Source organism: Streptomyces sp. NPDC051211 (assembly GCF_040689505.1).
GTDB lineage: Bacteria > Actinomycetota > Actinomycetes > Streptomycetales > Streptomycetaceae > Streptomyces.
The window spans coordinates 93,113-115,644 of the sequence record NZ_JBFBAV010000013.1; the positions used below are offsets into that span (position 1 = coordinate 93,113).

Annotated in this window: 25 protein-coding genes and 1 pseudogene; 12 read left to right on the plus strand and 14 right to left on the minus strand. The window is 72.4% G+C overall.

Going from position 1 to position 22,532, the window contains the following annotated elements; genetic code table 11:
* Nucleotides 1-99 precede the first annotated feature (99 nt).
* On the plus strand, nucleotides 100-525 hold the full coding sequence (locus AB0447_RS15800; RefSeq protein ID WP_366477218.1) for a GNAT family N-acetyltransferase: 426 nt from the start codon (nucleotides 100-102) through the stop codon (nucleotides 523-525).
* Between the two features lie 5 nt (nucleotides 526-530).
* On the opposite strand, the gene AB0447_RS15805 is transcribed toward AB0447_RS15800, so the two are convergent.
* The 5 genes from AB0447_RS15805 to bioB all read right to left on the minus strand — a co-directional run bounded on the left by AB0447_RS15805 (nucleotide 531) and on the right by bioB (nucleotide 5,907).
* Nucleotides 531-1,214: a class I SAM-dependent methyltransferase gene (locus tag AB0447_RS15805; protein WP_366477219.1), complete on the minus strand. Its 684-nt coding sequence runs from the start codon at nucleotides 1,212-1,214 to the stop codon at nucleotides 531-533.
* A gap of 91 nt (nucleotides 1,215-1,305) precedes the next feature.
* Nucleotides 1,306-2,331 (minus strand): SUKH-4 family immunity protein, encoded by a 1,026-nt coding sequence (locus tag AB0447_RS15810; protein ID WP_366477220.1) that lies wholly within the window; start codon nucleotides 2,329-2,331, stop codon nucleotides 1,306-1,308.
* Nucleotides 2,332-2,547: 216 nt separating this feature from the next.
* On the minus strand, nucleotides 2,548-3,267 hold the full coding sequence (gene bioD, locus AB0447_RS15815; RefSeq protein WP_366477221.1) for a dethiobiotin synthase: 720 nt from the start codon (nucleotides 3,265-3,267) through the stop codon (nucleotides 2,548-2,550).
* A gap of 8 nt (nucleotides 3,268-3,275) precedes the next feature.
* Entirely contained in the window at nucleotides 3,276-4,589 is a 1,314-nt protein-coding gene (locus AB0447_RS15820) for an adenosylmethionine--8-amino-7-oxononanoate transaminase (RefSeq protein ID WP_366477222.1), read from the minus strand.
* On the minus strand, nucleotides 4,582-5,907 hold the full coding sequence (gene bioB, locus AB0447_RS15825) for a biotin synthase BioB (RefSeq protein ID WP_366477223.1): 1,326 nt from the start codon (nucleotides 5,905-5,907) through the stop codon (nucleotides 4,582-4,584). The genes AB0447_RS15820 and bioB overlap by 8 nt, the downstream gene beginning before the upstream one ends.
* Nucleotides 5,908-6,065: 158 nt before the next feature.
* On the opposite strand from bioB, the gene AB0447_RS15830 reads away from it, so the two are divergent.
* Complete coding sequence (locus AB0447_RS15830) at nucleotides 6,066-7,232, plus strand: 8-amino-7-oxononanoate synthase (RefSeq protein WP_366477224.1); 1,167 nt, start codon at nucleotides 6,066-6,068, stop codon at nucleotides 7,230-7,232.
* Here the strand turns inward: AB0447_RS15830 and AB0447_RS15835 are convergent.
* On the minus strand, nucleotides 7,229-7,447 hold the full coding sequence (locus AB0447_RS15835) for a DUF397 domain-containing protein (RefSeq protein ID WP_366477225.1): 219 nt from the start codon (nucleotides 7,445-7,447) through the stop codon (nucleotides 7,229-7,231). The two genes, AB0447_RS15830 and AB0447_RS15835, sit on opposite strands and share 4 nt — an antisense overlap.
* A gap of 13 nt (nucleotides 7,448-7,460) precedes the next feature.
* On the minus strand, nucleotides 7,461-8,342 hold the full coding sequence (locus tag AB0447_RS15840) for a helix-turn-helix transcriptional regulator (RefSeq protein WP_366477226.1): 882 nt from the start codon (nucleotides 8,340-8,342) through the stop codon (nucleotides 7,461-7,463).
* Nucleotides 8,343-8,542: 200 nt separating this feature from the next.
* Here AB0447_RS15840 and AB0447_RS15845 point away from each other — a divergent pair, with 200 nt between their 5' ends.
* A complete protein-coding gene (locus AB0447_RS15845; RefSeq protein ID WP_366477227.1) occupies nucleotides 8,543-8,995 on the plus strand; it encodes an ATP-binding protein in 453 nt (150 codons plus the stop codon).
* A gap of 9 nt (nucleotides 8,996-9,004) precedes the next feature.
* Here AB0447_RS15845 and AB0447_RS15850 read toward each other — a convergent pair whose 3' ends face one another.
* Nucleotides 9,005-9,484 carry a C40 family peptidase gene (locus tag AB0447_RS15850; protein ID WP_366477228.1) on the minus strand — a complete coding sequence of 160 codons (480 nt, stop codon included), beginning with the start codon at nucleotides 9,482-9,484 and terminating at the stop codon, nucleotides 9,005-9,007.
* Nucleotides 9,485-9,972: 488 nt separating this feature from the next.
* On the opposite strand from AB0447_RS15850, the gene AB0447_RS15855 reads away from it, so the two are divergent.
* From AB0447_RS15855 to AB0447_RS15885, 7 genes are all read left to right on the plus strand, one after another.
* Nucleotides 9,973-10,275 (plus strand): urease subunit gamma, encoded by a 303-nt coding sequence (locus AB0447_RS15855; RefSeq protein ID WP_366477229.1) that lies wholly within the window; start codon nucleotides 9,973-9,975, stop codon nucleotides 10,273-10,275.
* 19 nt (nucleotides 10,276-10,294) lie between these two features.
* On the plus strand, nucleotides 10,295-10,606 hold the full coding sequence (locus tag AB0447_RS15860) for an urease subunit beta (protein ID WP_366477230.1): 312 nt from the start codon (nucleotides 10,295-10,297) through the stop codon (nucleotides 10,604-10,606).
* Nucleotides 10,599-12,320 carry an urease subunit alpha gene (locus AB0447_RS15865; RefSeq protein ID WP_366477231.1) on the plus strand — a complete coding sequence of 574 codons (1,722 nt, stop codon included), beginning with the start codon at nucleotides 10,599-10,601 and terminating at the stop codon, nucleotides 12,318-12,320. Before AB0447_RS15860 ends, AB0447_RS15865 begins: the two co-directional genes overlap by 8 nt.
* A gap of 13 nt (nucleotides 12,321-12,333) precedes the next feature.
* On the plus strand, nucleotides 12,334-13,008 hold the full coding sequence (locus AB0447_RS15870) for an urease accessory UreF family protein (protein ID WP_366477232.1): 675 nt from the start codon (nucleotides 12,334-12,336) through the stop codon (nucleotides 13,006-13,008).
* 26 nt (nucleotides 13,009-13,034) lie between these two features.
* Nucleotides 13,035-13,730, plus strand: coding sequence for an urease accessory protein UreG (gene ureG, locus AB0447_RS15875; RefSeq protein ID WP_366477233.1), 696 nt, complete (start codon nucleotides 13,035-13,037; stop codon nucleotides 13,728-13,730).
* 143 nt (nucleotides 13,731-13,873) lie between these two features.
* On the plus strand, nucleotides 13,874-14,620 hold the full coding sequence (locus AB0447_RS15880; protein ID WP_366477294.1) for an urease accessory protein UreD: 747 nt from the start codon (nucleotides 13,874-13,876) through the stop codon (nucleotides 14,618-14,620).
* Nucleotides 14,621-14,773: 153 nt separating this feature from the next.
* Complete coding sequence (locus AB0447_RS15885; RefSeq protein ID WP_366477234.1) at nucleotides 14,774-16,429, plus strand: alpha/beta hydrolase; 1,656 nt, start codon at nucleotides 14,774-14,776, stop codon at nucleotides 16,427-16,429.
* Between the two features lie 43 nt (nucleotides 16,430-16,472).
* Here the strand turns inward: AB0447_RS15885 and AB0447_RS15890 are convergent, their stop codons facing one another.
* Both AB0447_RS15890 and AB0447_RS15895 read right to left on the minus strand, forming a co-directional pair.
* On the minus strand, nucleotides 16,473-17,183 hold the full coding sequence (locus AB0447_RS15890; RefSeq protein WP_366477235.1) for a lysophospholipid acyltransferase family protein: 711 nt from the start codon (nucleotides 17,181-17,183) through the stop codon (nucleotides 16,473-16,475).
* A gap of 16 nt (nucleotides 17,184-17,199) precedes the next feature.
* The gene (locus AB0447_RS15895; protein ID WP_366477236.1) at nucleotides 17,200-17,667 is read right to left on the minus strand and encodes a DUF6328 family protein; all 468 of its coding nucleotides are present in this window, start codon (nucleotides 17,665-17,667) and stop codon (nucleotides 17,200-17,202) included.
* Nucleotides 17,668-18,114: 447 nt separating this feature from the next.
* On the opposite strand from AB0447_RS15895, the gene AB0447_RS15900 reads away from it, so the two are divergent.
* Together AB0447_RS15900 and AB0447_RS15905 are read left to right on the plus strand one after the other, a co-directional pair.
* Complete coding sequence (locus tag AB0447_RS15900) at nucleotides 18,115-18,750, plus strand: VOC family protein (protein ID WP_362636108.1); 636 nt, start codon at nucleotides 18,115-18,117, stop codon at nucleotides 18,748-18,750.
* Nucleotides 18,751-18,927: 177 nt separating this feature from the next.
* Nucleotides 18,928-19,375, plus strand: a pseudogene (locus AB0447_RS15905) (transposase); the annotation flags it as partial.
* A gap of 15 nt (nucleotides 19,376-19,390) precedes the next feature.
* Here AB0447_RS15905 and AB0447_RS15910 read toward each other — a convergent pair.
* The 4 genes from AB0447_RS15910 to AB0447_RS15925 all read right to left on the minus strand — a co-directional run bounded on the left by AB0447_RS15910 (nucleotide 19,391) and on the right by AB0447_RS15925 (nucleotide 22,513).
* Complete coding sequence (locus AB0447_RS15910) at nucleotides 19,391-19,549, minus strand: hypothetical protein (protein WP_366477237.1); 159 nt, start codon at nucleotides 19,547-19,549, stop codon at nucleotides 19,391-19,393.
* Nucleotides 19,550-19,581: 32 nt separating this feature from the next.
* A complete protein-coding gene (locus AB0447_RS15915; RefSeq protein WP_366477238.1) occupies nucleotides 19,582-20,538 on the minus strand; it encodes a cytochrome c oxidase assembly protein in 957 nt (318 codons plus the stop codon).
* Between the two features lie 82 nt (nucleotides 20,539-20,620).
* On the minus strand, nucleotides 20,621-21,646 hold the full coding sequence (locus tag AB0447_RS15920) for a 6-phosphofructokinase (protein WP_366477239.1): 1,026 nt from the start codon (nucleotides 21,644-21,646) through the stop codon (nucleotides 20,621-20,623).
* 138 nt (nucleotides 21,647-21,784) lie between these two features.
* Nucleotides 21,785-22,513, minus strand: a complete 729-nt coding sequence (locus tag AB0447_RS15925; protein ID WP_366477240.1) for a glutamine amidotransferase — start codon at nucleotides 22,511-22,513, stop codon at nucleotides 21,785-21,787.
* Nucleotides 22,514-22,532: the final 19 nt, after the last annotated feature.

Here is a 22,532-nt window from a genome sequence, read left to right on the forward strand (position 1 = left end):
TACCCGACATGGTAAAGGACGGGCAAAGGGGAGGTGTGGCCGTCTCGCGGGACGGAACCCGGTGGCGGGCCCGAGCCCGCCCGTGCTTCGCTGTGGATCATGACTGAGCCCCAGATCCGGACGGCCGTGCCGGCCGACGCCGAGAACGTCCTGCTCTTCTGGAAGGAAGCCGCGGAGGGCACCTCCATCACCGACGACGTCGACGGGGTGACCGGCCTGATCGGCCGCGACCCCGAAGCGCTGATCCTCGCGGAGACGGACGGGCGGATCGTCGGATCGGTGATCGCCGGGTACGACGGATGGCGCTGCTCCCTGTACCGGCTGGCCGTGCTCCCCTCCCACCGGCGCCGCGGCATCGCCACCCGGCTCCTCGACGCGGCCGAGCGGCGCTTCCTCGCGGTCGGCGGGCGGCGCGGCGACGCCATGGTGCTGGAGGCCAACGAGCGGGCCCAGCAGGCCTGGGCCGCGGCCGGCTACCGGCGCGAGGACCACTGGCGCCGCTGGGTGAAGCCCTTCACCGGCTGAGGCCCCTACCGGGACGATTCCATGTCCCGCCGGGCCGTGCCGATCACGCAGTACGAGGTGGGCAGCGGGGGGCCGTGCTCCGGCAGCCGGAAGGCGCGCCGCTCGGTGACCCGGAACCCCGCGGCCTCGATCGCGGCGGCCGCGTCCCGCGCGGTGTGGCAACCGCCGAACAGGTGCGGCCACACGGTCCGGTCCAGGGCACGCTGCACCGCCGCCATCCCACGCCCGGGAGCCACCCCGTGCTCGAAGAACCGCAGCTCCGCCCCGGGCCGCAGGACCCGGTGCAGCTCGGCCAGCGAACGCGGCAGGTCCCGGACGCTGCACAGCACCAGTGAGGCCACGGCCCCGTCGAAGGCCTCGCTCTTCACCGGCAGCGCCTCGGCGGCCCCCGGCACCACGTCCACCGGCACCTCCGAGCGCTGCGCGGCCTCGGCCGCCAGCCTCCGCAGGGTGCGCTCCGGCTCCACGGCGACGACCTCGGAGACGGCACGCGGATAGTGGGCGAAATTCAGGCCGTTGCCCGCGCCGATCTCGATGACCCGGCCGGACAGCCCGGCCAGCAGCTCGCGGCGCAGGTCGGCGACCCCGCCCCGGGCGTCGGCCTGCACGCTCAGCCGGGCGTAGAACCGGGCGAACAGGGGGTGGTGGACGGCGTCCGGGGGCAGCGCCCGTTTCGCTCGCAGCGGCATGGCGGCGGACCTCCTCGAAGCGGACGGACTCCTACCCCCAGTCTTCCCCGCGGCCGCGCCCCTACCACCCCGCCTACAGCACCCCGCCGGCCTACAGCACCCCGCCCGCCTCGTCGTGGAACACCTGGGGCCAGTAGTGCCAGTCCTCCTCGTCGTCGGTCGCCCGGCCGGGCACCGGGTCGACCGCCGCCAGCACGTCCACCATCGTGTCGGCCAACTGGCCGTACAGGCCGTCCGTGAACCCCTGGACCTCCTCCAGGGCCTGCTCGCGCCGGTACAGCCACAGGGTGAACGCCAGGGTCGAGACGTCGGAGTTGAGCGGGACCAGACTGCCGTACCCGTGGTACCAGGCATGGACGGCGCCGGTCACTCCGTCGACGTAGACCGAGGTGTCCTCCACGAGCCCGCCGAGCGAGAACAGCGCCCGGGTGTCGACACCCGGTATCTCCGGAGCCTCCTCGGCGAACGGGGTCAGCAGCTCGTCCGGCCCGTCCAGGTAGAACATGCCGCCGTCCCTAGGCAGTCCGACGGCGGCCAGGAACCGGCGGGTCGGCTCGTGCACCAGCCCCGCCGGCAGCCGGGCGGGATCGACCCGGACCACCTCGCCGGCCCCGAACTCCTCCACCAGCAGCGCCCCGGGCAGCTCCAGCCGCAGTCCGTCCCCCGGCCCCGCGATCAGGGACAGCGGGCGGATCACCGCGGAGAGCTCCCAGAACCGGGGTATGCCGCCGGAGCCCCAGTCCTCCTCGGCGAGCACCGACCGGAACAGGACCTCCGCCCGCGCCACCGCCGCCGGCCCCCGCTGCCCGGCCAGCTCGGCGAAGCGCCCCCGGAAGGCCCCGAGATCCTCCACCGCGCCGAGCAGCCTGCCCAGCGAAGCCGGCGACGGCGCCAGCTCCCGCAGGGTGCTGAGATCGGGCCGCTCCTCGTACAGCCACAGGCTGAACAGCCGTCCGGTGACCGGATCCAGCACCACGTGCTCCGCGTCCCAGTCCTGCACCCGCAGGTGCCCGACGGCCAGCCGGCCGGCCAGCCCCGGCTCGAGCAGAGCCGGATCACCCTTGCCCTCCACCAGCCGGGCCACCGTCACGGCAGCCTCCACCGGCCTGAAACGCATCAGAGCGCCACTGCGTGGCAGTTCCCATCCCTGCGTCATGTCCGTCGCCCCCTCCTGCGCCAGGTGTCTTCCGATCACCACCGTAGGAGAGGGCACCGACAACGCCCGTACGGACCACTCCGGCAGTGGACAACGCCCGTCCGGCAAACGCCGGCAACGGACAACGCCCGTCCCGACAACGCCGGCAGTGGACCATCCCGCACGGACAACGCCCTGCTACGCGGGCCAGCGGCGCAGGAATTCCTCCCCCGACCAGCTGCCGCCCAGCACCGGCCCCAGCCACGCACCCGCGGCCGCCCGGAACTCCGCCGGGGCCAGCGCCCCCGCCCCGTCCGGTACGGCACCCAGCAGCGGCATCCCCGACACCGCCGGCAGGTCCGCCAGGTTGCAGCGGGCGGCCAGGTCCGGGGCGGCCGGCCAGCTGCCCACCACCACGCCCAGCGGCTCCAGCTCCCGAGCCCGCAGGGCTTCGGCCGTCAGCGCCGTCGAGTTGAGCGTCCCGAGCCCGGCCGGAGCCACCACCAGCACCGGCGCCCCCAGCAGCCGCGCCGCATCGGCGAGGGTGTGCCCCGCCTCGTCGAACCGTACGAGCAGTCCGCCCGCCCCCTCGACCAGGACCAGGTCGTGGGCGGCGGCCAGCCCGGCCGCCGTGTCCGCGATGTCCTGCGGCGCCACCGTCGCCAGCCCCGACCGCCGTGCCGCGGTGTCCGGGGCCAACGGTTCGGGGTAGCGGGCCAGTTCCCTGGCCGTCACACCCGGCCCGGCCAGCCGCACCACCTCCGCCGCGTCCCCGGCCTCGTCCGGCGCAACGCCCGTCTGGGCGGGCTTGAGCACCGCCACCGACCGGCCCGCCGCCACCGCGAGGGCAGCGACGGCCGAGGTGACCACGGTCTTTCCGATTTCGGTGCCCGTCCCGGACACCACCAGCACGCCCATCCGCGCCCTCAGCCTTCCCGCGCCGCTGCGCACACGGCGCGGCCGATCCGCGCCACGTCCGCGTCCCCGGTGACGAACGGCGGCATCGTATAGATCAGGTCGCGGAACGGGCGCAGCCACACGCCTTCCCGGACCGCGGCCGCGGTCGCCGCCGCAACGTCCACCGGATGGTCCAGCTGCACCACTCCGATGGCCCCGAGGACGCGTACGTCCCGGACCCCCGGCAGCGCGGCGGCCGGCGCCAGCCCCTCCCGGAGTCCGGCCTCGATCCGCTTGACCTCCTGGCCCCAGTCCTGGCCGAGCAGCAGGTCGATCGAGGCCAGCGCCACCGAGGAGGCCAGCGGATTGCCCATGAAGGTCGGGCCGTGGGCCAGCACCGGGACCTCGCCCCGCGAGATCCCGTCCGCCACCCGTTCCGTGCACAGGGTCGCCGCCATGCTGAGGTAGCCGCCGGTCAGCGACTTGCCGAGGCACATCACATCGGGGGTGATGCCGGCGTGGTCGGCCGCGAACAGGGCACCGGTGCGCCCGAATCCGGTGGCGATCTCGTCGAGCACGAGCAGGACCCCGTACTCGTCGCACAGTTCGCGCAGCACCCGCAGGTAGCCGGGGCTGTGGAAGCGCATGCCGCCCGCCCCCTGTACCACCGGCTCCACGATCACCGCGGCCAGCTCGTCCGCGTGTGCCGCGATCAGGGTGCGCAGGTGGTCGGCGTACGCCGGGTCGACGGACGCGTCGAAACCGCCGGGCGGGGCGTCCGCGAAGACCTGCTTGGGCAGGTGCCCGGACCACAGCTCGTGCATCCCGCCGTCGGGATCGCAGACGGCCATCGGCTGCCAGGTGTCGCCGTGGTAGCCGCCGCGCCAGGTCAGCAGCCGGGTCTTGCCCGACCGCCCCACCGAACGCCAGTACTGGAGACACATCTTGACCGCGACCTCGACGGCCACCGAGCCCGAGTCGGACAGGAAGACGTGCTCCAGGCCGGCCGGGGTGAGCTCGACCAGCTTGGCGGCCAGCCGGACGGCGGGCTCGTGGGTGAGCCCGCCGAACATGACGTGCGACATCCGGCCCAGCTGCGCCGTCACGGCCTCGTTGAGCACCGGGTGGTTGTACCCGTGGATCGCCGACCACCAGGAGGACATGCCGTCGACCAGCTCGTCCTGCCCGTGGGCCGGGGCGGCCAGACGCAGCCGGACCCCGGCCGCGGAGGCCACCACCAGCGGGTCCTCCCGCCCCGGCATCGGCCCGTACGGATGCCAGACGTGCTGCCGGTCCAGGGCGATGAGTTCACCGGCCGACAGCTGATGGTGCAGATCAGGCATTGGGCGCGAGGTCCGTTCCGGCGCCGCGGCGGCGCACCGACACCAGGTCCGGACGCACCTCGCCCGGCGCGGCCTGCCCCGGGGCGGTGGTTGCGGCCTGCGCCGGAGCCGTGGCCCGTGCCGCGCCGGCCGTCTGCGCCGCAGTGGCCGTCTGCGCCGGTACGGGCTGCTCGTCGGCCGGCGCGTGCGAGCCGCAGCCCCCGCAGCCGGAGCCGCAGCCCGCGTCGGCGGCCGCGCCGCCCGCGGAGGAGCCGCACACCGAGCCGCCGGAGCCGTGCGATCCGCAGCCGCCGCCGCTGCCGGCCGCCACGTCGGAGCGGTGCGCGGGCAGGGTCTGCTCTCCTGCGCCCTCCACCTCGAAGCCGGCGTCCGCGATCATGTCCAGGTCGGCCTGGCCGGCCTGGCCCTCACTGGTCAGGTAGTCGCCCAGGAAGATCGAGTTGGCCAGGTGCAGGGCGAGCGGCTGAAGCGTGCGCAGGTGCACCTCGCGGCCGCCGGCCAGCCGGACCTCGACGTCGGGGCAGACGAACCGCACCATCGCCAGGATCCGCAGGGCGCGCTGCGGGGTGAGGTGCCACTCCTTGGCCAGCGGGGTGCCCTCGAACGGGATCAGGAAGTTGACCGGCACCGAGTCGGGGTCCAGCTCGCGCAGCGAATAGACGACGTCGACCAGGTCCTCGTCGCTCTCGCCCATGCCGGCGATCAGACCGGAGCAGGCGGACAGGCCGGCCGCGTGGGCCTTCTGCACCGTGTCCACCCGGTCCTGATAGGTGTGGGTGGTCGTGATGTCCCCGTACGTCCCCTCGGACGTGTTGAGGTTGTGGTTGTAGGCGTCCGCGCCCGCGTCCCGCAGCCGCTCCGCCTGGCCGTCCGACAGCAGACCGAGGCAGGCGCACACCTCGATGCCCTCGTTCTGCTCCTTGATCGTCTCGATCGTCTTCGAGACCCGGTCCACGTCCCGGTCCGTCGGCCCGCGCCCGCTGGCGACCAGGCAGACCCGCTTCGCGCCGCCCGCGACACCGGCGGCCGCGGCCTTCGAGGCGTCCTCCGGCTTCAGCCAGGTGTACTTGAGGATCTCCGCCTTCGAGCCCAGCCGCTGGGAGCAGTACGAGCAGTCCTCCGGGCACAGGCCCGACTTCAGGTTGACCAGGTAGTTCAGCTTGACCCGGCGCCCGAACCACTGCCGGCGCACCTTGCCGGCCGCGGCCACCACGTCGAGCAGTTCGTCGTCGGAGGTCGCCAGCACGGCGAGCGCCTCTTCGCGGGTCGGCAGCTCACGCCGCAGCCCCTTGTCCACCAGGGTGTTCAGCAGGTCCATGGGCCCGATCCTGGACCACACCACCACTCCCGGCCAAGGAGAGACCGTACAAGATGGCTTGAGATGAGTGTGTGTATCGCCACACCAACCACACCGGTTGCGGGCGGCTAGGGTCGGGGAAGGTCTGTGGACAGCCGACAAAACGCGAGGACCAGCCAATGGACGTGTTCGCCTGGATCGACGACGAGGCCCGGGCCCGGGAACGGGCCGGCCTCGTGCGCACCCTGCGCCCCCGCCCTGCTGCCTCCGGGCTGCTGGACCTCGCCGGCAACGATTACCTGGGTCTGTCCCGGCACCCGGAGACGGTCCGCGGGGCGCGCGAGGCGGCCGAGCGCTGGGGCGGCGGAGCCACCGGTTCCCGCCTGGTCACCGGCACCACCGAGCTGCACGCCGAGCTGGAGCAGGAGCTCGCCGCCTTCTGCGGGTTCGAGGCGGCCCTGGTGCTGTCCTCCGGCTACGCCGCCAACCTCGCCGCGGTCACCGCGCTGAGCGGTCGCGGCAGCCTGGTGGTCTCCGACGCGGGGAACCACGCCTCCATCGTGGACGGCTGCCGGCTCTCCCGGGCCGAGACCGCGGTGGTCCCGCACTCCGACCCGGACACCGTCCGCAAGACCCTGGCCGCCCGGGCGCCCGGCACCCGGGCCCTGCTGGTCAGCGACTCGGTCTTCTCGGTGGACGGGGACGCGGCCCCGCTCGCCGGGTACGCGGCCGTCTGCCGGGAGGAGGGCGCGGCCCTGGTCGTGGACGATGCGCACGGGCTGGGCGTGCTGGGCGAGGGCGGCCGGGGCGCGCTGCACGAGGCGGGTCTCGCGGGGGCGCCCGGTGTGGTCGCCACGCTGACCCTTTCCAAGTCGCTGGGCAGCCAGGGCGGTGCGGTGCTCGGCCCCGCCAAGGTGATCGCCCACCTGGTCAACACGGCCCGGACGTTCATCTTCGACACCGGGCTTGCGCCGGCCGCGGCGGGAGCCGCGCTCGCGAGCCTGCGGCTGCTGGCCCGCGAACCGGAACGTGCCGGGCGGGCCCGGGCGGTGGCCGCCGAGCTGTACGGGCGGCTGACGGCGTCCGGCCTGACCGCGGCCCGGCCGGACGCGGCCGTGGTGTCGGTACGGGCCCCGTCGCCGTCGGCGGCACTGCGCTGGGCCGCCGACTGCCGCGAGGCGGGACTGTCCGTGGGCTGCTTCCGGCCGCCGTCCGTGCCGGACGGCATTTCCCGGCTGCGGCTGACCGCCCGGGCCGATCTCACGGGGGACGAGATCTCCCGGGCCGTCGAAACGATCCTGCGGACCGCTCCGGCCGGAGCCACGGACCTGGGGGAGACGCTCTAGCCTGCGTCCACCCGGACGGAGTCGAGGAAGCCTGCCCAGGCCGGCCCGGTGAAGAGCACGGCCGGGCCGTCCGTCCGCTTGGAGTCGCGGACGGCCAGCAGGCCGCCACCGAGGTCGGCGGCTTCCACGCAGTTGTTCATTCCGGTGCTGCGGCTGCTCCGCCGCCACCGCGCGCTGTTCAGAAGTCCGCCGGTGCTCGAGGGGGTTGCGGACACGGGGGTTGCCTCCTTACGCGTCGTCAGCGATCACGCTGATCAGATCCGACGAGTCCTGGGGCGGGAGGGCGTGCGCCTGGATGGTGCGGAACGCGGCACTGTACGCCTCAAGGTCTTCCTTCCGCTCCAGATAGAGGCTACTCGTCAAATGGTCGAGCACCACCACATCCAGATCGGCGATGTTCGGAAATGAGAAAATGACGAACGGTCCGGTCAGGCCGAGATGACCCCCCACGCTGAACGGCAGGACCTGGAGCCGGACGTGCGGCAGCCGCGCCACCGCCACCAGGTGCCGCAGCTGCTGGGCCATCACCCCGGGACCGCCGATCTGCCGCCGCAACACCGCCTCGTCCAGCACCGCGCTCAGCTCCAGCGGCGGATCCGCCCGCAGCACCGACTGCCGGGCCAGCCGTACGTCGACCAGCGCGTCCACCTTCGGCTCGGGCAGCCCGCCGAGCGCCGCCCGGGTCACCGCCTTCGCGTACGCGGCGGTCTGCAGCAGCCCCGGCACCACCGAGAGCTCCACGGTCCGGGCCGACCTGGCTCCCGCCTCCAGGCTGATGAAGTCCCGGTACTCCTGCGGCAGCAGTCCCCGGTAGTCGTGCCACCACTGCCGGCCGCGCCCGGTCTCCTCCCCGCCGGCCGGCCCGGCGGCCGAGGCCGACAGCGCCTCCAGCAGCGCGCGCTGCTGGGCGCCCACTCCTCCGTACGCATCGAGGAGCAGCCGGACGTCCTCCGGTTTCACGCCACTGCGACCCGTCTCGATCCGGCTGATTTTCGACTGGTGCCAGCCCACGATCCGGGCGGCCTCACCGCTGGTGAGCCCGGACCGGTCGCGCAGCGCACGCAGTTCCTCGCCGAGCTTCCGTCGGCGCACCGCGGGGCCGTGCTGCATACCCGCCTCCCCTTCCACCGGCACACCTCGCACCAGTCTGCCGTCCAAATACGGTCTCTCGTAGCAGAGTTCACCGCTTTGAGCGACAGATATATGCATATCTTGGGGGAACGGCAGCCGTGGCCCGGCGAACAGTGGCAGTCTGGCGCGAAGCACAGATCCGGGGCGAATCCGCCCCGGTGGGAAAGGGACAGCGCGCCATGGCAGACCACCAGGAAGCATCCGTCACTCTGCCGAGCGATCCCGCCTCGGTGTCCGCCGCCCGCCGCTACGTCGCGGACGTGCTCAGCGAATGGGGCCTGCCGGACGAGCACACCACGGCCGACACCGTCCGGCTGATCGTCTCCGAACTCGCCACCAATGCCGTGCAGCACACCTTCGGCCGGTCGCCCACCTTCACCGTGGACGTCCGGCTGGAGCGGGAGGAGCTGCTGCGGGTGGGGGTGACCGACAGTCACCCGCGCTGGCCCAAACGACTCCCGGCCGCCGTCCAGCAGGACAACGGCCGGGGGATGGTGATCATCCGCTGGCTCACCGCGGAGGCGGGCGGCCGGTTGTCGGTCACCCCGACGGCGGACGGCGGGAAGACGGTCTGGATCGCCCTGCCCTGGACCGTCGGCGCGCCGGCGAAATCGCGGTCCTGTCTGCCCTGACCGCCCGGTTCAGTGCACGCGTCCGTACGTGACGCTGTCGGTCCAGATCTTCTCCAGGCGCACCGTGCCGCCGGGCTTCGGGGAGTGCCAGATCCGGCCGCCGCCCGCGTACACGCCCACGTGGTAGACCTGGCCGCCGGACAGGAAGAAGACCAGGTCGCCCTTCCGGCGGGAACGTTCTCCTATCGGCGTGGTGCGGTTGTACTGCTGGGCGGCCGTCCGGGGCAGCGACTTGCCGGCCTGTTTGTACGAGTACTGGGTCAGCCCCGAGCAGTCGAAGCGGTCCGGTCCCGTGCCGCCCCACTCGTAGGGCGCGCCCTGTTTGGATGCGGCCACCTGAAGTGCCTGCCGGGCGTGCGCCGTCGCCGCCTCCGCTTGTGGTGAGGCCCCCGGGGTGAGCATCGTGCCGCCGGCCACCGCGAGGGTGAGCGCGGCGGTGACCCCGACCCGGGTCGCGGCGGACGGAACTGCATTCAGACGCGCGGACATGGGATCCCTTCGGTCCGGACCCGCCGGGAAGGCGGGGCTGTTGACCGGGATCCTGGCGTAGGAAATGCCGGATTTACGGCTTTTGATGGCCCTGTGTGATACTCATCACTTATTGAGCGTATACGGCGTGTCGCGCGAAACCCGCCCCTTCGCGGCCCCTGCATCAGCCGTCCGACCAGCGGTGTTGTGCGGGTCGGCGGCAGGTCGGCCGCGCAAGTGCGTTCGCCGTTCGGCCCGTTCCGGCGCTGCTCCGAACGGGCGACGGCGCGGCGTGACGCCAAGTCCCCCGATGTGTACGGTCCGTGTTCTCCCTGCCCTGCCGGCGTGTCCTCCGCCGTATACGGAGTCACACGAGCGGTGTGCGGACCCTGAACCGGGTGACCGCTTGAAACGTGCGTTAACGCATCGGAAAAGCGAGCGCCCTAGCGTGAGGCGGCCGGATTCCGCAGGGCGTGTGGTGATCATGTCCATAAGGCAGGGTGGTACGGGTGCAACTGACACCGCATGAGCAGGAGCGACTGCTCATTCACGTGGCGGCCGACGTCGCCGAGAAGCGCAAGGCGCGCGGAGTGCTGCTCAACCACCCCGAGGCGATCGCCCTGATCACCTCGCACATTCTCGAAGGGGCCCGCGACGGCCGGACGGTGGCCGAGCTGATGGCCTCCGGCCGCACCGTCCTGACCCGCGACCAGGTCATGGAAGGCATCCCGGAGATGCTGCACGACGTCCAGGTCGAAGCGACCTTCCCGGACGGCACCAAGCTCGTCACCGTCCACGACCCGATCGTCTGAGCGCGAGGGGAACAGCCGCATGATTCCCGGCGAGATCCAGTACGGGGCCGGGCCGGTCGCCCTCAACGAGGGCCGCCCCGTCACCCGCCTGACCGTCCTCAACGCCGCCGACCGGCCCGTCCAGGTCGGCTCCCACTACCACTTCGCGGAGGCCAACCCGGGCCTGGAGTTCGACCGGGCCGCCGCCCGAGGCCATCGGCTCAACATCGCCGCCGGTACCGCCGTCCGCTTCGAGCCCGGCATCCCGGTCTCGGTGGAACTCGTACCGCTGGCCGGCCTGCGCACCGTACCGGGCCTGCGCGGCGAGACCGGAGGGCCGCTCGATGGCTGAACTCTCCCGCCCGGTCTACGCCGACCTGTTCGGCCCCACCACCGGCGACCGGATCCGGCTGGCCGACACCGACCTCCTGGTCGAGATCGAACAGGACCTGTCCGGCGGCCCCGGACGGGCCGGTGACGAGGCCGTGTTCGGCGGCGGCAAGGTGATCCGCGAATCGATGGGGCAGGCCCGCACCACCCGGGCCGAAGGCGCCCCCGACACCGTGATCACCGGGGTGGTGGTGCTCGACCACTGGGGCATCGTCAAGGCCGACATCGCCCTCCGCGACGGCCGGATCACCGGCATCGGCAAGGCCGGGAACCCCGACACCATGGACGGCGTGGAGCCCCCGCTGGTGATCGGCCCGGAGACCGAAGTGATCTCCGGCAACGGGAAGATCCTCACCGCCGGCGCCATCGACGCCCACGTCCACTTCATCTCCCCGACCATCCTCGACGAGGCCCTCGCCTCCGGCATCACCACCCTGGTCGGCGGCGGCACCGGCCCCGCCGAAGGCACCAAGGCCACCACCATCACCCCCGGCCCCTGGCACCTCGCCCGGATGTTCGCGGCCCTGGAGTCCCACCCGGTCAACATCGGCCTGCTCGGCAAGGGCAACACCACCTCCCGCGAGGCCATGCACTCCCAGCTGCGCGGCGGAGCCCTCGGCTTCAAGATCCACGAGGACTGGGGCGCCACCCCCGCCGTCATCGACACCTGCCTGGACGTATGCGAGGAGACCGGCGCCCAGCTCGCCATCCACACCGACACCCTCAACGAGGCGGGCTTCGTCGGCGACACCCTCGCCGCCGTCAACGGCCGCACCATCCACGCGTACCACACCGAGGGTGCGGGCGGCGGGCACGCACCCGACATCATCACCGTGGTCTCCGAGCCGCACGTGCTGCCCAGTTCGACCAACCCCACCCGCCCGCACACCCTCAACACCGTCGAGGAACACCTCGACATGCTGATGGTCTGCCACCACCTCAACCCGGCCGTGCCCGAGGACCTCGCCTTCGCCGAATCCCGGATCCGGCCCACCACCATCGCGGCCGAGGACATCCTCCACGACCTCGGAGCCATCTCGATCATCTCCTCCGACTCCCAGGCCATGGGCCGGGTCGGCGAGGTGATCCTGCGGACCTGGCAGACCGCCCACGTGATGAAGAAGCGGCGCGGCCCCCTGCCCGGCGACGGACCCGCCGACAACCACCGGGCCCGCCGGTACATCGCCAAGTACACGATCAACCCAGCCGTGGCCCAAGGGCTTTCCCGCGAGATCGGCTCCGTCGAGACCGGCAAACTCGCCGACCTGGTGCTGTGGGATCCCGCCTTCTTCGGGGTGAAGCCACACCTGGTCATCAAGGGCGGACAGATCGCCTACGCGCAGATGGGCGACGCCAACGCCTCCATCCCCACCCCGCAGCCGGTGCTGCCGCGCCCCATGTTCGGCAGCCACGGCCGGGCACCCGCCCACAACTCGGTCAACTTCACCGCCCAGGCCGCACTCGACGACCACCTGCCCGAACGGCTTGGCCTCGGCAAGGAGTTCGTCCCCATCGACAGCACCCGCAAGGTCACCAAGGCGGACATGCGCAACAACGACGCCCGGCCCCGGGTCGAGGTCGATGCCGACACCTTCACCGTCACCATCGACGGCGAGCGGGTGGAGCCGGCACCGGCCGCGGAACTGCCCATGGCCCAGCGCTACTTCCTCTTCTGATGAAGGGCCGCAGATGAGCCGCGCAGCCCTCCTGGTCCTCGCCGACGGCCGCTTCCCCGCCGGCGGGCACGCCCACTCCGGCGGGGCCGAGGCCGCCGTCAAGTCCGGCCGGATCCACGACGCCGCCACCCTGGAAGAGTTCTGCCGGGGCCGGCTGCACACCGCCGGGCTGGTCGCGGCCTCCCTCGCCGCGGCCGCCGCCCTCGGCCTGGACCCGGCCGCCCTGGACGCCGCCGCGGACGCCCGCACCCCCTCGGCCGCGCTGCGCCTGGCCGCCCGGAAACTCGGCCGGCAACTGCTCCGCGCTGCCCGGGCCACCTGGCCCGCACCCGAACTCGACGCCCTCGCCGCGGCGTTCCCGCGCGGCGCGCACCAGCCGGTGGTCCTCGGCCTCACCGCCCGCGCCGCCGGCCTCGGACCGGCCGACGCCGCGCACGTCGCGGTGTACGAGAGCGTCGGCGGCCCGGCCACCGCCACCGTACGGCTGCTCGGCCTCGACCCCTTCGAGGCCAGCTCCGTACTCGCCCGGCTCGCACCCGAACTCGACACCGTCGCCGCCACCGCCGAACAGGCCGCCCGGCACGCCCGCGAGGCCGGACCCGGCACCCTGCCGGCCGCCTCCGGCCCGCTGCTGGAGATCGCCGCCGAAGCCCACGCGGCCTGGCCGGTACGGCTGTTCGCCTCCTGACCCCTCCGCCGCACCAGGGAGAACCCATGCACCTCGACCACGCCGTGACCTTCCCGCACCGGCACACCCACAGCGCCGAGCCCACCCGGCCCGACGGCTCCCGGCGGGCGCTGCGGATCGGGCTCGGCGGGCCCGTAGGCTCCGGCAAGACCGCCACCGTCGCCGCGCTCTGCCGGGCCCTGCGCGCCGAGTACTCCATGGCCGTCGTCACCAACGACATCTACACCCGGGAGGACGCCGAGTTCCTGCTCCGCGAGGCCGTCCTGCCGCCCGAGCGGATCAGCGCCGTGGAGACCGGCGCCTGCCCGCACACCGCCATCCGCGACGACATCTCCGCCAACCTGGAAGCCGTGGAGGAACTGGAGGAGACCCTCCGCCCGCTCGGCCCGCTCGACCTGATCCTCGTCGAATCGGGCGGCGACAACCTGACCGCCACCTTCTCCCGCGGCCTGGTCGACGCCCAGATCTTCGTCATCGACGTGGCCGGCGGGGACGACATCCCCCGCAAGGGCGGCCCCGGCGTCACCACCGCCGACCTCCTCGTGGTCAACAAGACCGACCTCGCGCCGCACGTCGGCTCCGACCTCGACCGGATGGCCCGCGACGCCGCCGAGCAGCGCGCCGGACTGCCCGTCGCCTTCCAGTCGCTGCGCACTCCTGAAGGCATCGGCCCGGTGGCCGGCTGGGTGCGCGAGCGGATCACCGCCTGGGTGTCCCGGTGAGTACGGCGCCCCCGCGTACGGCGCCCCCGCGTACGGCGCCCCAGGGTGCGGCGTCCCCCGGTGCGGCGTCCCCCGGTGCGGCGCTCCCGGGGCCGGCGACACCGACTCCGGGGCCCCCGACTCCGGCGCCCCCGCCCGCTGGGCTGCGCGCCACCGCCCGGATCGCCGCCCGGGCCGACGGCCGCGGCGCCACCGTCCTGCCCGTCCTCACCGGGGAGGGCCCTCTCGCCCTGCGCCGCACCCGGGGCACCGGCGCGGAGGCCGGGGTCACCCTGGTCGGTGCGATGAGCGCACCCCTCGGCGGGGACCACCTCACGGTCCGGGCCGCCGCCGGGCCGGGCGCCCGGCTCGCCGTCGGCTCGGCCGCCGCCACCCTCGCCCTGCCCGGACCGGCCGGCGAACCCGCCCGGTACGACGTCCACCTGACCCTGGACCGGGAGGCGGCGGTGCGCTGGCTGCCCGAACCCCTGGTGTCCGTACGCGGCAGCGACCTGCGGGTGACCACCCGGGCCGAACTGGCCCCGGGCGCACGGCTGCTGCTCCGCGAGGAGCAGGTCCTAGGCCGCACCGGCGAGATGCCGGGACTGCTGCGCAGCCGGCTGACCGTCCTCCTGGACGGGAACCCGCTGCTGGACCAGGAAACCACCGGCGGCCCCGGCGCGCCCGGCGGCTGGGACGGCCCGGCCGGACTCGCCGGCCACCGCGCCTTCGGCCAACTCCTCGTCGTCGACCCGGACTTCGAGACCGCACCCGCCACACCCCGGATGCTGGGGGAACTCGCCGCCGCCACCCCGCTCGCCGGCCCCGCCGTCCTGGTCACCGCGCTCGCCCCGGACGCGCTGAGGCTGCGCGAACTGCTCGACGAGGCACGCCGGACCTACGCCTGGTAGACCGGCACCGTTCAGCGGTACACCGCACACCGGTTATCGGCTTGGCAAAGAACCAGGCCACGGACTGTTGCCGCGCCCGGCCGAGACGCAAAGATCCCTGTGACCGCGAACCGCGCCGCCTCGCACGGCACCTGACGCAGGGGGAACAACCACGTGATACGCAACGCGGCGCTGGGGAGCGCCGCCACTCTGACCGTCGGCGCAGTGGCCGCCGGACTGCTGCTCGCCCCGCCGGCCTCTGCCTCCGCCGACAGCCGTACGTACGGTGTCCCGGAAGCGGTGGGCGTGCAGATCGCCGCCGCCCGGGCGGCCCGCGCCGGCATCGACTGGAAGGACTGTCCGGCCGACTGGGGGCTGGAGAAGCCGATCCAGTGCGGCTGGGTGAAGGTCCCGCTGGACTACGCCAAGCCCTACGGCAAGCAGATCGAGATCGCCGTCGACCGGATCGGCAACACCGGCACCCCGCAGGAGCGCCAGGGCGCGCTCCTCTACAACCCGGGCGGCCCCGGCGGGTCCGGCCTGCGCTTCCCGCGCCGGGTCACCACCAAGAACCCGCTGTGGACCAACGTCTCCAAGGCGTACGACTTCGTGGGCTTCGACCCGCGCGGCGTCGGCCACTCCGCGCCGATCTCCTGCATCGACCCGCAGGAGTTCGTCAAGGCGCCCAAGGCCGACCCGGTCCCGGACAGCGAGGCCGACAAGCGCGCCCAGCGCAAGCTCGCCGCCGAGTACGCGGACGGCTGCAAGGAGCGCAGCGGCTGGATGCTGCCGCACATGACCACCGCCAACACCGCGCGCGACCTGGACGTGGTCCGGGCCGGGCTCGGCGAGGGGAAGCTCAACTTCCTGGGCGTCTCCTACGGCACCTACATCGGCGGGGTCTACGCGACCCTGTTCCCGAACCACGTCCGCCGCATGATCGTGGACAGCGTGGTCAACCCGTCGAAGGAGAAGATCTGGTACGAGGCCAACCTCGACCAGGACGTCGCCTTCCAGATGCGCTGGGACGACTGGAAGGCCTGGGTCGCCAAGAACGACGCCACCTTCCACATCGGCGACACCCCGGCCGAGGTCGAGCAGAAGTGGCGCGAACTGCGCGCCGCCGCCAAGGCGACCCCGATCGGCGGCAAGGTCGGTCCGGCCGAGCTCATCGGCTTCTTCCAGGGCGCGCCGTACTACGACTCCGCCTGGGTGCCCGTCGCCCAGACCTGGAGCGACTACCTGGCCGGCGACACCCAGGCGCTGGTCGACGCGGCCGCCCCGGACATGACCGACACCGCCGGCAACGCGGCCTCGGAGAACGGCAACGCCGTCTACACCGCGGTGGAGTGCACCGACGCCAAGTGGCCGACCAGCTGGAAGAAGTGGGACCGGGACAACTCCCGGCTGCACGCCAAGTACCCCTTCCTGACCTGGTCCAACGCCTGGATGAACTACCCGTGCGCGGTGTGGAAGTCCAAGCAGCACACCCCCGTCGAGGTCGGTGCCAAGCGCGGGCTCCCGCCGGTGCTGATCGTCCAGGCCGAGCGGGACGCGGCCACCCCGTACGAGGGTGCGAAGGAGCTGCAGCGCCGGCTGGCCGGCTCCCGCCTGATCACCGAGAAGGGCGCGGGCTCGCACGGGGTCACCGGGCTGAAGAACGCCTGCGTCAACGACCGGGTCGACGCCTACCTGCTGACCGGCAAGGTGGACGCGCGTGACGTGACCTGCGCTCCGCACGCCGCCCCGGTGGTGCCCGCCCCGGCGGCCGCCAAGGCGCAGGCCCCGTCGGCGCTGCCGCAGCTCGAGGACCTGCCGGCCGTCCGGTAGTCCGGCAGTCCGGTAGTCCCGAAGTACGCGGACGGGAGAAGGCTCAGCGCGGTGCGCGCCGGGCCTTCTTCCGTGCCGCCTCCTCCTCGGCCTTGACCTCGGCGGCGTACCGGTCGACGTACTCCTGCCCGGACAGTTCGAGGACGGCGTACATGATCTCGTCGGTGACGGCCCGCAGCACGGCCTTCTCGCCCTCCAGCCCGGCGTACCGGGAGAAGTCCAGCGGCTCGCCGAAACGGATGGTCACCCGCCGGATCTTCGGCACCACCTTTCCGGGCGGCTGGATCTCGAAGGTGCCCACCATCGCGCACGGGATGACCGGCACTCCGGCGCCCAGCGCCATCGCCGCCACCCCCACCTTCCCCTTGTACAGCCGCCCGTCGTGGGAGCGGGTGCCCTCCGGGTAGATGCCGAGGAGTTCGCCCTTGGCCAGCACCCCGAGCCCCTCGCGGATCGCCGCCTGGCCGGCCTCCTTGCCGGAGCGGTCCACCGGGATCTGTCCGGCGCTGCGGAAGAACGCCGCGGTCAGCCTCCCCTTGGGGCCCTTGCCGGTGAAGTACTCCGCCTTCGCCAGGAAGGTGATCCTCCGTTTGAGGATCGCGGGCATCAGGAAATGGTCGGAGAACGACAGGTGGTTGCCCGCCACGATGGCAGCGCCCTCGGCCGGGATGTTCTCCAGGCCCTCGATCCGCGGCCGGAACAGCAACCGCAGCAGCGGGCCGAGCAGGACATGCTTGAGCACGTGGTAGAACACCGGGGCGTTTTCCCTTCTACCGGGCGGGGAGGTCAGTGTGACGGACCCTGTGCCAGATGGGCATGGCGAACCAGAAGCCGACCAGCCAGAACAGTATGACGGCGGCCAGCAGCCCGGCGAGGGACAGTCCCAGGACCAGATTGAGCACGAGCAGCACCGCCGAGGACATGGCCGGCATCAGCAGCAGCACCCCCCAGAGCGCGAGCCGGCCGGCGATCCGGACGAGACGGACCTTGTCCATCGCGTCGCACAGCCGGTGCAGCGGGGCGGGCGCGGTGAGCAGCCCGACCGAGCCGAACGCCAGCACCAGCGCGGTGACGTAAATGGCGCGGTCGGCGGAGTCGAACGTGGCGAACCGCGGTGTCACGGCCACGGCCATCAGAAAGCCGAGCAGGAACTGCACCGCCGTCTGGGCGATCCTTACCTCTTGCAGGATTTCGGCGTAGGCCTGGCAGGCCCGATCGTCTTCCGCGCCCTTGGACATGAGTGGGTCCCTCCAGGCAGTGGGTCGTCACATGGACTTCCTGTGACAGATAGAACGGATCCCGTTGCCCGGAGTTCATCTGGGCGTGGGCCGGAATCGGCCAAGTCGTCGTGCGCCGCGCGAGAGCGGAGGGACGGGAGCGCCGGGCGGTGCTCCCGTCGGAGGGCGGCGGGGCAGGCTCCTAGAGCCTGTCTCTTGGAAGAGCGGTGCGCATGGTGCTGCATGCCGGATCGAAATCCTGTGGCAGCAGCGCTCGCCCCGCAGCGGCCGATCGAGCGGGTCGCGGGCCTCGACGAGGCGGCAGCGCTGCTGCCTGGCTTCGACCGGGCCTCCCCCCGCCGGGATGACGATGATCGATCCGCTCCACGGCTGAATCCACGGCGGACGCGGCCGGGGCGGCGGGCGTGGCGTCGGGATTTGTACGGGTCGTCGGGTGATGCTGGCTCAGTGCGACTTGATCACGTGTCCTATGCGGTGGCCCGCGACAGCTTCGTCTCGACCGTCCAGTGGATCGGATCGGCCCTCGGCGCCGGGTTCGTCGACGGGGGCGTGCACCCGCGATTCGGCACCCGCAATTTTATTCTCCCGCTGAGCGGCGGCACCTACGTCGAGGTCGTCACCACACTCGACCACCCCGCCGCCGACCGCGCACCCTTCGGCCAGGCGGTCGCGCGCCGCGCCGCCGAGGGCGGCGGCTGGCTCGGTTGGGTGGTCTCCGTCGACGACATCGCCCCGGTCGAGGCCCGCCTCGGCCGCACCTCGGCCGAGGGCCACCGTGTCCGCCCCGACGGGTTCGACTTGAGGTGGAAGCAGATCGGCCTGCTGGAACTGCTGGAGGACCCGCAACTGCCCTACTTCCTCCAGTGGTTGGTCCCCGTCGAGGAGCGCCCGAGCGCCGACCCGCGCACCTCCACCACCATCCACGGGGTCTCCATCGCCGGCGACGCCGCCTCCATCGCCGAATTCCTCGGCGAACCGGCCGACCACCCCCTCGACCAGATCGACGTCACCTGGGTCGAGGATGAGGAACCGGGCCTGGTCTCGGTCGAGTTCGCCACCGCCCACGGCCCGGTCACGATCTGACCAGGGCCGAACATCCTGACCGCCGAGCTGGCGGCCGCGGACGCCGATGACGACATCGGCTGGACCGTCTCGGTCGACTCCACCGTCGTCCGCGCCCACCAGCATTCCGCCGGAGCACGCAAATAGCAGCGAGCCCGCCGACCACGCCCTCGGATGCTCACGCGGCGGCCTGAGCAAAAGATCCACCTGGCCGCCGACGACCGTGCACGGCCCCTGGCCTTGACCGGCACCGCGGGCCAGGCCGGCGACGCACCCGCCTTCGAAGCGGTCATGGCCCGCATCCGCGTGCCACGAAGCGGGCCCGGCAGGCCGCGCACCCGGCCGTTGGCCGTGCTCGCGGACGGGGCCTATTCCTCCCGTGCCGTCTGGTCCCACCTGCGGCGACGTGGGATCCGCGCGGTCATTCCGCAGCCGTCCGACCAGATCGGCCACCGTCTGCGGCGAGGCCGCCGAGGCGGCCGCCCGCCCGGCTTCGACGCCGAGATCTACAAGCAGCGGAACACCGTCGAACGCTCCATCAACCGCCTCAGGCAGTGGCGCGGCCTGGCCCCACGATGCGACAAACTCGCCATCGCATACCAGGCTCCACCACCTCGCCGCCGACCTCATCTGGGCAGGACGCTGACCAAAGAGACAGAACCTAGGAGCTGCGGGTGGCTGCCATGCCGGCCGTGAGCAGCCCGAGGACCACCCAGCCGAACCAGAGCCAGCCATTGCTGCCGAGCGCCACCGAATACGTGGCGACGGCCACCAGAGAGGCGAAGGTCAGCACGGCCATCGCCTTAACGGATCCGGTCATGCCCCATGGTGGCGCCTGAAGGTGCTCCTCCGCTACTGGCCACGCGCTTGGAGCGAGGCCAGATACGCGTTGTAGGCCTCCAGCTCCTTGTCGCCGTCCCGGTCGGCGGCCCGGTCGGCGCGCTTCGCCGCCCGCTGTTCCGAGTGGTACCACTGGTAGACCAGGGCGATCAGCACCAGGACCGAGGGGATCTCGCTGAACGCCCAGGCGATGCCGCCGGCCCACTGCTGGTCCTCGAGGGCGTCGATGCGGAGCGAGCCCGGGGGACTGGCGTACGTGCCGATCATCGGCTCGCTGGCCATCATCAGGGCGATGCCGAAGAAGGCGTGGAAGGGCATGCCGGCGAACAGCTCGAGCATCCGCATCACGTAGCCGGGGCGGTGCGGTCCCGGGTCCACGCCCATGATCGGCCAGAAGAAGACCAGGCCGACGGCGAGGAAGTGCACCATCATCGCGATGTGGCCGGTCCGGCTGCCCATCAGGAAGTCGAAGAGCGGGGTGAAGTACAGGGCGTACAGGCTGGCGATGAACATGGGGATCGTGAACGCCGCGTGGGTGATGATCCGCATGTACCGGCTGTGCAGCAGCATCAGGAGCAGCTCGCGCGGTCCCTTGCGGCCGCGGGCGGCCGGCGGGAGGGCCCGCAGGGCCAGGGTGACCGGGGCGCCGAGCAGCAGCAGGATCGGCGAGATCATGCTGATGACCATGTGCTGGACCATGTGGACGCTGAACATGACCATGCCGTAGTCGTTCAGCTTGGTGCACATCACAAGGGCGATGCTCAGCACGCCCAGGGTGAAGGCGGCGGTCCGGCCGAGCGGCCAGGAGTCGCCGCGGCCGCGCAGCCGGAGCATCCCCCAGCCGTACAGGGCCAGGGCCAGCAGGCAGCCGATCAGGAAGAAGGAGTCGAAGGAGAACTCCAGCCCCCGCCCGAGAGTGAACGGCGGCAGGTCCATGTCCATGTCCATGCCGTGCCCGTTGTGATCCATCTGTTCACTCCCTTGACCGTGGTGCCCCACCACAGTAATGGCGCCCCCGGCCGTGCTCACGGCCGGGGGCGCCATCGGGACATCAGAGGACGTTCTGGGCCTCGGCGTAGCGCTCGGCCGGCACCGTCTTCAGGGTCTGGACGGCGTCGCCGAGCGGCACCATCTCGATCTCCGTGCCGCGCAGGGCGGTCAGCATGCCGAACTCTCCCCGGTGGGCGGCCTCCACCGCGTGCCAGCCGAACCGGGTGGCGAGCACCCGGTCGTAGGCGGTGGGGGTGCCGCCGCGCTGGACGTGGCCCAGGATCACCGGGCGGGCCTCCTTGCCGAGCCGCTCCTCCAGCTCGACGGCCAGCCGGTTGCCGATGCCGGCGAACCGCTCGTGCCCGTAGATGTCCTTGCCGCCGTCCTCGAACTCCATCGAGCCCTCGCGCGGCTTGGCGCCCTCGGCGACCACCACGATCGCGAACCGCTTGCCGGCCGAGAAGCGCTCCCCGACGATCCGGGTCAGCTCCGCCACGTCGAAGGGGCGTTCCGGCACCACGATGGCGTGGGCGCCGGCCGCCATGCCGGAGTGCAGGGCGATCCAGCCGGTGTGCCGGCCCATGACCTCGACCACCATGACGCGCTGGTGGGACTCGGCGGTGGTCTTCAGCCGGTCCAGGGCCTCGGTGGCCACCCCGACCGCCGTGTCGAAACCGAAGGTGACGTCGGTGGAGGCGATGTCGTTGTCGATGGTCTTGGGCACGCCGACGATCGGCAGCCCGGCCTGCGAGAGCAGGTGGGCGGCCTTGAGGGTGCCCTCGCCGCCGATCGGGATGATGGCGTCCAGGCCGAGGTCGGCGACATGGCCGCGGGCCCGCTCGACGCCGTCCCGCAGGTGGGCGGGCTGGACCCGGGAGGAGCCGAGGATCGTGCCGCCGCGGGCCAGGATGCCGGCCACGGCATCCAGGTCCAGCTTGCGGTAGTCGGCCTCCAGCAGGCCCTTCCAGCCGTCGTGGAAGCCGATGACCTCGTCACCGTGGTCGACGACGGCGCGGTGCACGACGGAACGGATGACGGCATTGAGGCCGGGGCAGTCGCCGCCGGAAGTGAGCACACCAATGCGCATGGCAGGGAGAACCTTTGCAACGTGGGCCGAGGACCGGACCACGTTGTCCGGTTGGAACAACCGTCACCCTACAAGGTCGTAGAAAAAGCCGAAGGCCCGGATTTCCCTGGGGAAACCCGGGCCGTACGGCAGGTGACGCTATGCGGGCTGGGTGGCGGCCGCGATGCGCTCCGCGCGCAGCGCCTCGTACCACCGGTCGTCGATCGGCGGCAGCGCGTTCACATCGAGGGCCAGCTTCAGCAGCAGGTCCGCGATCTGCGGGTTGCGGGCCATCACCGGGCCGTGCATGTAGGTGCCGAACACGGTGTCGTTGTACGCGCCTTCGGTGCCGTCGCCGGTGCCGTTGCCGCGGCCCAGCCGGGTCCGGGCGAAGGGCCGGGCGGTCGGGCCCAGGTGCGTGACGCCCTGGTGGTTCTCGAAACCGGTCAGCGGGGGCAGGTTCAGCTGCGGGTCGATGTCGGCGAGGACGTCGCCGACGCACCGCTCGCCCTCGCCGCGCACGGTGACCACGTCCAGCAGGCCGAGGCCCTGCTGGCGCTCGCCCATGTCGTTGACGAACTCCTGGCCGAGGATCTGGTACCCGGCGCAGACCGAGAAGACGATCGCCCCGTTCGACACGGCGCGCTCGAGGCCGCCGTCCCGCAGCAGCCGCTCGGCGGCCAGCCGCTGCGGCCGGTCCTCGCCGCCGCCGATCAGGTAGATGTCACCGGAGGTGGGGATGGCCTGGTCGCTGCGGACGTCCAGGCGCTGGACGTCCAGGCCGCGCTGGCGTGCCCGCCGCTCCACCACCAGGGCGTTGCCCTGGTCTCCGTACGTGCTCAGCAGGTCCGGGTAGACCCACACCAGACGCAGGCTGTTGTCGCTCATGCTGTTGTCCTCTTGGGAT